Annotated in this window: 10 protein-coding genes; 2 read left to right on the forward strand and 8 right to left on the reverse strand. The window is 47.0% G+C overall.

Annotated features, from left to right (window positions below; genetic code table 11):
* Nucleotides 1–63 precede the first annotated feature (63 nt).
* On the reverse strand, nucleotides 64–3,129 hold the full coding sequence (gene dnaE, locus C1712_RS03615) for a DNA polymerase III subunit alpha (RefSeq protein WP_102266871.1): 3,066 nt from the start codon (nucleotides 3,127–3,129) through the stop codon (nucleotides 64–66).
* 90 nt (nucleotides 3,130–3,219) lie between these two features.
* A complete protein-coding gene (locus tag C1712_RS03620; RefSeq protein WP_102266873.1) occupies nucleotides 3,220–3,585 on the reverse strand; it encodes a NifB/NifX family molybdenum-iron cluster-binding protein in 366 nt (121 codons plus the stop codon).
* 95 nt (nucleotides 3,586–3,680) lie between these two features.
* On the opposite strand from C1712_RS03620, the gene C1712_RS03625 reads away from it, so the two are divergent.
* Entirely contained in the window at nucleotides 3,681–4,094 is a 414-nt protein-coding gene (locus C1712_RS03625; protein WP_102266875.1) for a PaaI family thioesterase, read from the forward strand.
* 72 nt (nucleotides 4,095–4,166) lie between these two features.
* On the opposite strand, the gene C1712_RS03630 is transcribed toward C1712_RS03625, so the two are convergent.
* The 6 genes from C1712_RS03630 to C1712_RS03655 form a co-directional block, all read right to left on the reverse strand.
* A complete protein-coding gene (locus C1712_RS03630) occupies nucleotides 4,167–4,955 on the reverse strand; it encodes an HAD family hydrolase (RefSeq protein ID WP_102266877.1) in 789 nt (262 codons plus the stop codon).
* A 98-nt stretch (nucleotides 4,956–5,053) separates the two neighbouring features.
* The gene (locus tag C1712_RS03635) at nucleotides 5,054–5,998 is read right to left on the reverse strand and encodes a DHH family phosphoesterase (RefSeq protein WP_102266879.1); all 945 of its coding nucleotides are present in this window, start codon (nucleotides 5,996–5,998) and stop codon (nucleotides 5,054–5,056) included.
* Complete coding sequence (locus tag C1712_RS03640) at nucleotides 5,995–7,191, reverse strand: acetate/propionate family kinase (protein WP_102266881.1); 1,197 nt, start codon at nucleotides 7,189–7,191, stop codon at nucleotides 5,995–5,997. Before C1712_RS03640 ends, C1712_RS03635 begins: the two co-directional genes overlap by 4 nt.
* Nucleotides 7,192–7,209: 18 nt before the next feature.
* Nucleotides 7,210–7,527: a YlxM family DNA-binding protein gene (gene ylxM / locus C1712_RS03645; RefSeq protein WP_102266883.1), complete on the reverse strand. Its 318-nt coding sequence runs from the start codon at nucleotides 7,525–7,527 to the stop codon at nucleotides 7,210–7,212.
* Nucleotides 7,524–8,492, reverse strand: coding sequence for a signal recognition particle-docking protein FtsY (ftsY, locus tag C1712_RS03650; RefSeq protein ID WP_102266885.1), 969 nt, complete (start codon nucleotides 8,490–8,492; stop codon nucleotides 7,524–7,526). Before ftsY ends, ylxM begins: the two co-directional genes overlap by 4 nt.
* A gap of 4 nt (nucleotides 8,493–8,496) precedes the next feature.
* Entirely contained in the window at nucleotides 8,497–11,427 is a 2,931-nt protein-coding gene (locus C1712_RS03655) for a chromosome segregation protein SMC (protein ID WP_102266887.1), read from the reverse strand.
* Between the two features lie 120 nt (nucleotides 11,428–11,547).
* Between C1712_RS03655 and trhA the strand changes: the two genes are divergently transcribed.
* Entirely contained in the window at nucleotides 11,548–12,198 is a 651-nt protein-coding gene (gene trhA / locus C1712_RS03660; protein ID WP_102266889.1) for a PAQR family membrane homeostasis protein TrhA, read from the forward strand.
* The last annotated feature ends 72 nt before the right edge of the window (nucleotides 12,199–12,270 follow it).

Consider the following 12,270-nt stretch of genomic DNA (forward strand, 5'->3'; position numbering starts at 1 on the left):
CCAGTTTTTTACAGTTCTCGCAAGTTTTCTGACTAAGAAATAGACAATGCTTTTACACATTGTCTAGGGCTCGATCTTGCTTAATTTTCTGACAAGACAACTGTTTTCTTTTTCGATTTTTCCTTCTGCCAGCACATAAGTACCTTTTACAAGCAGCGCTTCATACTGCCGATAAACATTCGGCATGCATACAAGATCGATCTTCGCACTTTCATCGGCACCGACGGCAAACACCATCAGATCGCCATGCTTGGTACGGTGCAGTTTCACTCGTTCGATCACTGCCAGAAGGCGGACATTGCCGCGGTGATTTTGTAATAATAAAATACTTCTTAAACTTGGATCGATCGACATGCGCAGCTTGGCAATCGGATGCTCGCTCAGATAAAAGCCCAATGCTTGAAATTCCTGATCGCTGCGCTGCTGCGGCTGATCTTTGGCAAGGATCATCGCCGGTTTGCTGACGATCTCAAAATCAAGCAGGATCTGCTTTTCATCTTCAATGCGTACCAGATCCCCATAGCGCAGCGCGTCATCCAGCGTCAAAAGCATACTGGCACGACTGTGGTGAAAACAGTCAAGCGCACCGGCATGGATCAGTGTTTCGATCAGTTTGCGGTTGATCCGACATGTCATGACCCGCGCCACGAAATCAAAATAATCCAGGAACGCGCCGTTTTTCTTACGCTCCGCCACCAGCTGCTGACAGACGGTGTTACCGATTCCCTTGATGCCGTTTAGCGGAAAGCGCAGTGCGTTTCCTTCGATCACATAATGTGCATCAGAGGCGTTTACACATGGTAAAAGCACCTTTAAGCCTCGTTTCTTCGCTTCAAAGATATACTCGCCGCTCTTTCGCTCCGCTCCGATCACACTGTTCAAAAGCGACTGGAAGAAAAACTGCGGATAATTCGCTTTCAGATAAGTGAGCTGATAAGCAAGCAAACCATAGGCGACGCTGTGCGAACGGTTGAATCCATAGTTGGCAAACTTCATGATCTGTTCATATGTCTTTTCCGCCGTTTTCTTGTCATAGCCGTTTTGCAGGGCGCCGTTTAAGAAATCCTGTTCCAGCTTGGCTAATTCCGATTCTTTTTTCTTAGAGATCGCTTTACGCAAATTATCTGCCTTGCCTAAGGTAAATCCGGCCATCTTCTGTGCAATCTGCATGATCTGTTCCTGATAGATCATAACACCGTAAGTCGATTCCAGGATCGGCTTTAAGGAAGGATGCGGATAGACGATCTTTTCAGGATGCGCCTTAGACTGTAAATACAACGGGATGTTCTCCATTGGGCCGGGGCGAAACAAAGCGATGCTGACGACGATATCCTCAAAGCAGCGCGGCTGAATACGGCGAATCAGATTCTTCATGCCTTCACTTTCCAGCTGGAAAATGCCGACCGTATCGACATCGCGCATGACCTGATAGGTTTTGGCATCGTCCAAAGGGATCTTCATAATATCAAGCGGGATCCCCGAGGCATTCACATTGCTTACGATCTCATCAATGATCGTCAGATTGCGCAGTCCCAGAAAATCCATCTTGATCAGTCCAAGTTCTTCCAAATATTCCATGGTAAACTGGGTCGCCAATAAATCAGCGTCCAAGGAAATCAAAGGACATACCTGTGTGATCGGCTCTTTCGCCAAAACGATGCCCGCCGCATGCAGCGAAGCATGTCTCGGTAATCCTTCCAGCTTCAAAGCGATGTCAAAGAGCTTTTGTAATTCTTTAGAGGACTGGATCGCCTGTTTGAATTTCGGAACATTGTCATAAGTACCCATCAAGGTAACTTTCGTAAAATTCGGCACCATCTTCGCGAGGATATCGATCTGACTCGGTTTCACGCCAAGCGCTTTGCCGACATCGCGAATGACCGCTTTTGCTGCCAGTGTATTAAACGCGATGATATGCGCGACATGTTCGCTTCCATAGCGTTCCTTGACATAATGGATCACTTCATCCCGCCGATTATCGGGAAAATCAGTATCGATATCCGGCATCGAAACCCGCTCCGGATTCAAAAAACGCTCAAACAAAAGATGATAGCGAATCGGATCGACATGGGTAATGCCCAAACAATAGGATACCAGCGATCCCGCCGCACTGCCTCTACCCGGTCCTACATAAATCGAACGGCTTTTCGCAAAACGGATAAAATCCCACACGATCAGAAAATAATCTTCATAGTGCATGCGGATGATGACATCTAGTTCATGCTTTAAGCGCTCAACATAGACCCGCGGCACCTTCGTCGTACCCATGCGTTTTTCTAAGCCCTTCAAGCAAAGCTGCTTCAAATACCGGGCACTGTCGACCCCAAACGGATTTTCAAAGGTCGGCAGTTTTGCCTTATGTATCTGTAATTCCACATTGCATTGATCGGCGATGACATCGCTCATCCGCAGATCTTCTTCCTCATAAAGGCGGCTCATTTCCTCTTGACTTCTAAAATAGCGCTTCGCCTGAAAGTCGAGCGTTTTATCGCTCGCCGTAACCCCCTGTCTGATCGCACAAAGCACCTGATAACACGCCTCATCCTTCGCATCTCCGTAATAGATGCGAGAAAGCGCTACGGTTGCGATTCCTAAATCATGTGCTACCTTTTTCAAAAAGCGGTTGCGCAGATAAAACAGATCGCTGTCATTTTTGGCAATCGCCACATAGAACTGCCGAAAAGCCGCTTTCATCTGTTCCAGAACGCTGCCTAACTGATTCGCATTTTCATGAATGATCCAAGTTTCCAAATTCGGATCATCACCATTGGTCATCACGATCAAATCGCTCGCATAAGCGCTGACTTCCTCAAGCGTCATCATTTCCTCTTGGCACTGCAAATGCGTAGACAGTGATAACAGCGCTTCATACCCTTTCATATTTTTTGCATAAAGAGAGAGCCAATACACAGTATCATTGATTACACAGCGCATTTCCATCGCAAAGATCGGTTTGATATCCGCCTTTTTGCAAGCATGATAAAAAGCCATCGCAACATGCATCACTTCTTTGTCACACAAGGCAACCTGCGTATAGTGATGCGCTTTACAAAGCGATACGATGTCTTCCACGCGAAGAGTGCTGGATAAAAGCGAAAAGGCGCTTCTTACATGTAAATGCGTTGTCATGATTCCCTTCTTTCTTGTTCTTATTTTACCATGATGACGATATTCTATCAATCAATGGCAAGAAAAAATCATATCGCTCTCGATATGATCTTACTGATGGTGACAGTGATGCGTTTCATCATAGCGATGCGTACAGAAAACAAGTTCACTTTCCAGTGTATCGTTCGCATAAGCCTGCGCTGCTGACAGCGCTTTGCCGCTGACCCCGGTTTTGACGATCATATGACTGTCCATGAAACGCTGATAAGCGCCTTGTCCCATTCTTCCCGCAATGATCGCCTCTGCTCCATGTGCTGCTAACAAAGCCGGGATGCTTCCATGTTCCAATCCCTCATTTCTGATCGTTTCTGCCAACTGTATCGTTTCTCCTTCGATCGCATAGATCTGAAACTGCTCACAGTGCCCGAAATGAGAAGATACTGCATCACCATCGCAAGCAATCGCAATTTTCTTCATACCGATACCTCCTTTGATTTTTATTTATTCTATCACATTTTCTTGTATTTCACATGAGAATTATGATATAATCGCTACCTGAAAAGAGGGATGGTATGAATACAGAACAAATCATGGAACGCATTAACAGCAGTCCTTACCTGAAGGAAAATCATCTGCAAGTGGAAATGATGCAGGAAAAAGAAGCAATCGCTTCTATCATAATAGATGATAACATTCTCAATCCGCACGGTTATGCGCATGGCGGAGCGATCTATTCCGTTGCCGATCTGGCAGCGGGAGCGGCATGCTGCTATGGAGGCCATTCAGTCGTCACTTTGAATGGCTCTATCAATTACATCAAGGCCGGCAGCGGCGTTAAGCTTTTGGCGCATGCCGAAGTGATTTCTAAAGGCGGACATACAGCGGTCATCGGCGTGCGGATCACCAATGAGAAAGAGATCCTGATCGCCCAGGCAACCTTTACGATGTATTTTGTCGATCAAGACCGTTACGATGTAAAACGATAACGATATGAAAAAAGCTTCCCGGCATGTGAGCGGGAAGTTTTTTACAAGTATCTGATGAGAAGCATATAGGATTTATTTAGAGCAATCAATGATACGATGCGCCGTCAAATACGTATAGATCCCTTCCTCATCGACCCTTTTGCATACATCATCCGCAGCCGCTTTCACATTTGCATTGGCATTCCCCATCGCGACGCCGCATCCTACCGCTTTTAACATCTCGATATCATTTTCACCGTCGCCAAATGCGATCGCTTTGCTCGCATCGATCTGATGGTGTGCCAGGATGGCCCGTACCGCGTTTCCTTTCCCGCTCTTTGCGGGTATGATGTCGATCGCTCGATCCCACCAAGCAACGATTTCTGCTGATTCTACTCCTTGTAAGATCGCATCGAATTGTGCCGGTACAGCGCCCATCATGATCTGATAGATCGTTTCCTGCAAAGCTTCTTCAAAATCATCGCTTGGCGCAATCCTTTGTTTAGACAAAGCGAAATAATCAGACAGATCTTGATCCACTCCATTGGCGCTGATCCTTTTATCGCCGGCTAATGAAACCGGACGATGGATCGCTTTCGCATTCTCAACGATGCGCAGCACATCCTCATGTGCAATGCTTCGTTGATAAATGACCTGATCCCCGCTGACACAATAAGAACCGTTAAAGCACAGACAGCCGTCAAATCGGATCCAGTCAAAGTGCGGTATGCTTTGAAATGGTCTGCCGGTCGCAAGATACAGCAGCACGCCTTGCTTTTGCAGCTGCACCAGCGCCTGCTTGGTCTTTTCCGATATTTGCTTCGTCTCGATATCGACCAGCGTTCCGTCAATATCAAAAAAAGCGATCTGATAAGGGTGCATGTCTTTCCTCCTTGCTGATGACTTAATAATAAAAAGTCTTCCGATCAAAAGCAAAAGGATCGCCTTTCCCGCAATCCTCTTAAAATGAAATGTGATTCTTATGCCTCATTCATCAGGCGTATATATAAGGTTTCCAACAGTTCCATGATCGAATCCTTGGTCAATTGCGATACTCCGCAAGCCAACGCATGGCCGCCGCCATGATAGCAGGATGCAATATCATTGATTTGCATACTGCGGGAGCGCAGCGATCCTTTATAATAATCGCTATTCGGCTCTTTGGTAAACAAGGTCCATACTGACAATTCCTCAATATGGGCAAACACATAGACAAATTCCTTCGCCTGTGCAAAGCTCAGACCCATTTTTTCATAATCTTCCTGTTCCATGATCGCATAGGCGATCTTATCTTTATAAACACGCATACAAGAACGAAGATAGGAAACATAGGCATAAGTATTAAGCTTCAAAGCAATGCATGCTTCACTGATCTTAGGCAGATCGATGCCGGCTTCGCATAAATAAGCGGCTGCCAGAAAACTGTCTTTTGTCGTTGTCGCGATGGAAAAGCGCGCGGTATCCATCAATAAGCCCTGATACAGGAAAGAAGCACAGGTTTGTGACAAAGCAATATCGGCACAGCGAAACAGATTGGCGATGATCTCACAGGTCGCCCCCGCCTTTTCATTGACCAGCTCCAATGTTCCATAATGCTCTACCTGCGGATGATGATCGATCTTGATGATCTGTTTGGCCTGTTGAAAGCGGGCGTCATCGACCCGTTCCGCATTGCCGCAATCGACTACGATCGCCAAAGAAGAAGCAATCGCTTCATCATCCACTTGATCAAAATACGCTTCATACTGCACAAAAGTTCCAGGATCCCCCAGCGCATACACCGCCTTGTCAGGATAGTGTTCTTTGATCCATGTCTTTAATCCCAGCTGTGCGCCGATCGCATCCCAATCCGGATGGACATGGCGGAAAATGGTGATCTGCGATGCCTGCTCGATCTCTTTGCAAAGTGTTTCAAAGTTTATCATGAAAAGTCCAATAAGCGATAAGCATCACGGGCGATCATCAGTTCCTCATTGGTTGGGATCAGCCACAGGGCAACACGGCTGTCCGGTGTGGAAAGCAGCGTTTCTTCTCCGCGCACCTGATTTTTATCCGCATCGATCTTTACCCCGAAGGCACCATTTAATGCATTGGCAATGCCTAAGCGGATCTTACTGTCATTTTCTCCGATCCCCCCCGTAAAGACGATCGCATCGACACCGCCCATCTGCGCAATATAGCCGCCGACCGTATTGATGACGCGGTTGATATAAAGCTTTTGGGTCAAGATCGCCTGTTCATTGCCGGCATTCACACCGGCTTCGATATCGCGTGCATCACTGGATAATTCCGATACGCCAAGCATGCCTGATTTCTTGTTCAGCACATTTTCCACTTCATCGGCATCCATTCCCGTCTTGCGCATCAGATACGTCACTACGGCCGGATCGATATCACCGCTTCTTGTTCCCATCATGATACCTGCAAGCGGTGTAAAGCCCATTGAAGTATTGACCGAAACGCCGCCGTCTACCGCCGTAATGCTCGCTCCGTTGCCTAAATGGCAGGTTACGATCTTTAATTCCTTCGGATCGCGGTTCATCAGTTCCGCACAGCGTCTTGATACATACATATGACTGGTGCCGTGGAAACCGTACTTACGGATCTTATAGTTGCGATAATATTCCATCGGAAGCGCGTACATGTAGGTAGATGGCTGCATCGTCTGATGGAATGCCGTATCAAATACAAAGACATGTCCTGCCTTTGGCAAATTCTTACGGAAAGCGCGATAGCCGACCAAACCAGCCGGATTATGCAAAGGCGCCAGCTCCGATAAGCCTTCAAAGATCGAAACGACTTCTTCCGTTACGACCGTAGAAGACGCAAATGCTTCTCCGCCATGCACCGCACGATGTCCTACGCCCTTGATCTCATCAAGCGATGTGACAATTTTATGTTCTACCAAAGCTTCCAAAAGCAGCGATACGGCTTTTTCATGATCTAAGATCGGTAATGTCTTAGAAACCTTTTCTCCATTTACCTTGATCGTAAATACCGCATCTTCAAAACCGATTCGTTCAACTAAACCGCTTGTCAGCACTGTTTCTTCCGGCATTTCAAACAACTGAAATTTCAAACTGGAACTGCCGGCGTTCACACTAATGATTTTCGTCACGTTTTTTTCCTCCTGCGCTTATTCGCGCTCTAATGCTTCTAACTGCTCGATACAGGACAAAAGTCCTGCATCGGCGTCCTTTTTTATTTTATCATAAAGTTCCATCCGCTGTTTACTTTTTTCAACAAGATGCAACAATTCTTCATAATGATATAAGATCTGTTCACAGCGCTTGATCATATCGCTGACTGCCGCTTTGGATATTTGAAAATTTTCCGCAATCTCACTGAAAGAAAAATCTTCCTCAAAGCAGCAGCTCATCACTTCTCTTTGTCTAGGGGTAAGCAATGCGCCATAGGCATCAAGCAGTTCATTCATCTGTTCCAACTGTTTCATTCTTCAAAAAGTCCTTCGCACATGCCGTATAAGTATGCTTCCAGATCAAACGGCCGCAGATCATCCGCTGTTTCGCCCAGTCCGATGTAGCGTACCGGCAACCCCAGCAGATCGCGAATCGCAAAGACGATGCCGCCTTTGGCAGTGCCGTCCATCTTCGTCAAGATGATGCCGCTGACATGACAGGCATCTAAGAATACCTGTGCCTGGGCAATGCCGTTTTGTCCGGTCGTCGCATCAATGACCAGCCATACCTCATGCGGTGCGCCGGGAATTTCGCGTGCGATCACCCGATGCATCTTCTCCAGTTCCTTCATCAGATTGGCTTTATTCTGCAAGCGTCCCGCCGTATCACCGATCAGATAATCCAAGTCATGCTCCTTGGCATAACGGCAGGCATCTACTAAAGTCGCACTTGGATCGCCGCCCTCTTTCCCTTTGATACAAGGAACCTGTAAGCGCTCTGCCCACATTGCGAGCTGATCGATCGCTCCGGCGCGAAACGTGTCCGCTGCCGCCAACACGACCGATTTTCCTTCTTCTTGTAAACGCTTGGTCAATTTCGCCGTTGTCGTCGTCTTGCCGCTGCCGTTCACCCCGACCATCAAGATGACTGTCGGTCCTGCTTCATTGCGCTTGATCGCTTCATCGCCCTTTTCTTCATACATTTGTGCCATCTGCTCGATCAGACATTCACTGATTTCCCCAAATGATTTGAGATTGCGATCCATCGCTTCATTTTCCACGCGGTCTACGATCTTCTGCGCTGTTTTGATGCCGATATCCGCTTCCAGCAGCACCACCATCAATTCCTCTAAAAACTCCTCATCAATGCCTTTGAAATTCAAAGCAAGCGAACGAATTCGCTGAGAAAAGCTCTTTTTAGAACGATTCAGACCGCTTAAATAAATATCTGCATCTTCTTTGGCGGAAAAGACCTGTTTCAGTTTTGAAAAAATACCCATGCGCCTACTCCTTTCCGTGATCCACTAATTCTATCGCATCTTTCAAATGCACCTTCAACAACTGTGATACGCCGTTTTGCTGCATCGTAACACCGTATAAGGCATCACACTGCGCCATGGTGCCGGGACGATGCGTAACGACGATAAACTGGCTTTCTTCGCGGAATTGTGCGATATACTTCGCAAAACGCTCGACATTGGCCTGATCCAGCGCCGCTTCCACTTCATCAAAAATACAAAGCGGGATCGTACGCGCCTTCAAGATCGAAAACAGTACACAGATCGCGATCAATGACTTCTCTCCACCGGAGAACAAGCGAATATTCTGTACGCTTTTACCCGGCGGCTGTACGTCAATGTCGATGCCCGTATGCAAGATATCTTCCGGATCCACTAAGATCAGCCGTGCTCTGCCGCCGCCAAACAGCGCGGTAAACACATCGTTGAGCTCCTGATTGATCTTGTCGAACATCGTTTTGAACTGAACGATCATCGCTTCATCCATTTCATCGATCGCACTTAAGATCTTGCGTCTTGCCTCTTCCAGTTCTTCTTTTTGCGCCGTATAGAATGTATAGCGATTATTTACTTCTTCATACTCCTGCGGTGCATCTAAATTCACATTGCCCAGTGCGGCGATCTCACTGCGCAGTCTCATGACCTCTTTACGCGCCGCTTCCATATCCAGATCCTGCTTTAATGTCGCCGCATGCTCATAAGTCATTTCATAAGTCGTGCTCAGCCGCATCAGCGCATTTTCCAAATTGGTCTCCAGCTTAGCGATCGACACTTCCACCTCGCGCTGTTCGTTTTGAAACCGGTTCAATTCACGCCGCTTTTCTCTGATGATCGCATCATTGCGTTCCGCTTCACTGCCCGCCTTCATCCGGCGTTCCCGCTTCTGCTTCATCTTCTGTTCGATCTCATCTTTCATAGAGTACGCATCGCTTAGACGAATCACAAGATCATCCTGCATCAATGCTTCTTCAGCCGTGTCATCCTTAGGCGCCACCTGTTCATAATCGATCTGTAAACGCTCGTATTTCGCCCGTTTGGCATCGACGATCGGCTGCAGCTTAGCCAAGGCGATCTGTGCCTGCACGATCTGCTCATCTAACTGCCGCTTATGAGAAACGAGTGCAGTCAACTGATTTTGCAGCTGATCCACCTTCATCTGCTGCCCCTGCAGCTGCTGTAAGATCTGGTTGTATTCCTTTTGCACCTGCATCGGCGAATGGTTATCCTTCTGTTTTCCGCCTGTCATGCTGCCGCCGCGATGAACGATATCTCCATCCAAAGTGATGATCTTATACCCGTATTTCAATCGTTTTGCCAATTCATTGGCATTCATTAGATTATCGCATACGATCACATTGCCCAATAACGCATCGCGCACCGGATCAAAGATCGGCTCATTTTCGACAAATTCCGCCGCACTTCCCAAAAAACCGACGCTGTTCTCACAGAGCATGCGATGATCCCTGCCGATATAACGCGGTTTTAATACATTCATCGGCAGAAAGGTCGCCCTTCCCGACTGATTTTTCTTCAAGAACGTGATCGCATGACGCGCACTTGTTTCATCTTCGGTTACGATATGATAAAGCGCACCGCCAAGCGCCGAACCGATTGCCGATTCATAATTCATCATCGGCTTAAAGATCTGCGACACGACGCCCATTACCCCATGCAGCGTTGTCTGCGCCTGCATAACGGCCTTTACCCCCATCTGATGGGTAAAGGGCTGCTTAATGATGTTTTCTAAAATATCCCGGCGATTGCTTAAGCGATGAAACAGCAAGGAGGCCTGCTGTGTTTCTTCCTCACACGCTGCGATCTCACTTTCTGCCTGTTCCTGTTTCTTGCGCATCAATTCCAGATCGGTACGCATATCCTGCATGCGTTTGCGGCGATCCTCATATTCATAGCGTGCCTCTTCCAGCATCCGTTTCAGCTCTTTGGCCTTTTCCTGATTGCCCGCTGATTCCAGCGCATATTTGCGTTTTTCATCCAGCTCGGTCTTTCTGGCCTCCAGCGTATTGATCTCATTGAGAATATTCACAAACTGATTTTGCAAATGGTTCACTTCATGATCGATCTCACTCATTTCCCGACGCAGTTCTTCATTTTTTACATCATGTACGGAAATTGTCGTTTCATGAACCGCTTTCTGGCCATCCAGATCGAAGGCTTTCTGTTTCGCCACTTCCAGTTTCGCCTGTAAAGTTTCGATCTCATCACAGATCACGCTGATCTCGATCGCTTCCAGTTTTTCTTTCTTCTCCAAATAAACTGCTGCTTTCTGCGCCTGACGCTTTAATGGATTGACCTGGCGCTCCAGCTCCGCAATGATATCCTCCAAACGAAGCAGATTCTCCTGTGTGCGGTTTAATTTATTTAACGAATCGTTTTTACGTTTCTTGTATTTTGCCACACCGGCGGCTTCCTCAAACAGCGCCCTGCGATCCTCCGGCTTCGCATCAGCAAAAGCGGAAATATTGCCCTGCGTGATGATCGACAAAGAATCCTTGCCTAATCCGGTGTCCATGACCAGATTCAAGATATCCTTCAAACGGCAAGGCGTCTTATTGATAAAATACTCGCCCTCCCCACTGGCTCTGTGAATACGGCGCGTGACTTCCACTTCCTCATAATCAATATTCAACAAATGCCGCGAATTATCAAATACGAGCGTTACTTCCGCCATCTGTACCGGTTTTCTTTGCGTGCTGCCGTTAAAGATGACATCGCTCATACTGTTTCCACGCAAGCTCTTGACGCTTTGTTCTCCCAGTACCCAGCGAATCGCATCGTTGATGTTGCTCTTGCCGCAGCCATTGGGCCCGACGATTCCGATCACATCGGAATCAAATGTCAGTATCGTTTTGTCCGCAAACGACTTAAAGCCCTGCAGCTCGATTCTTTTCAGAAACATAGGTACCCTCCTAATTCTCATTTATAAAAACTCATAATATAGTATAGCATATTTCCCTTTGTATTTGGAATAAATTGTGCTATGATTATACTAATTTCAAAAGGATTCTGGTGATGAAGCATGCGAAAGAGCGGATTAAAAAATCTGAAGCGACTATCGTTTGGTGAAGAGGTCGGAAATGCGGTTACGCATTTGGTCATGGCAGTCTTGACCTTGATCGCCTTGCCGATCTGTGCGGTCTATGCTTATGAGATCGATGGGACTTTGCGCAGCATCGGCGTCTCGGTATTTTTGATTTCTCTGTTTCTGATGTTTTTGGGCAGCGCGCTCTACCACACGATGCCCTTTGACACCAGCCATAAATTTGTTACCCGCATCTGTGATCACATTTTTATCTATGTGGCGATCGCCGGCACTTACACACCGGTTGCCTTATGTCTGATCGGCGGTTGGCAAGGCTATTTGGTCTTGGTGATCCAATGGGCGATGACTTTAGCGGGAATCTTGTATAAATCGCTGCCGGTCAAAGACAATGCGATCTTCTCCGTTGCGATTTATCTGATCATGGGCTGGTCAGCGTTATTCTTCCTGCCTACTCTTTTAGAAAATGCGTCGTCGCTGTTCTTGTTCTTTATCGTTTTAGGCGGTGTTCTGTATTCGATCGGCGTTTATTTCTATGCCAAGAAAACACCTTATACCCACATGGTCTGGCATCTGTTTATCAATTTCGCCAGCATCGCTCATTTTATCGCCATCATCTTCTTTCTATAACAAAGCGTACAAGCAAGGATCGCCTTCGGCAGGCAGATCCTTTTTTCATTTGCTTTGATCCAGTGCGGAGTC

Origin of the sequence: Massilicoli timonensis (genome assembly GCF_900199515.1) — a bacterium.
Lineage (GTDB): Bacteria > Bacillota_I > Bacilli_A > Erysipelotrichales > Erysipelotrichaceae > Massilicoli > Massilicoli timonensis.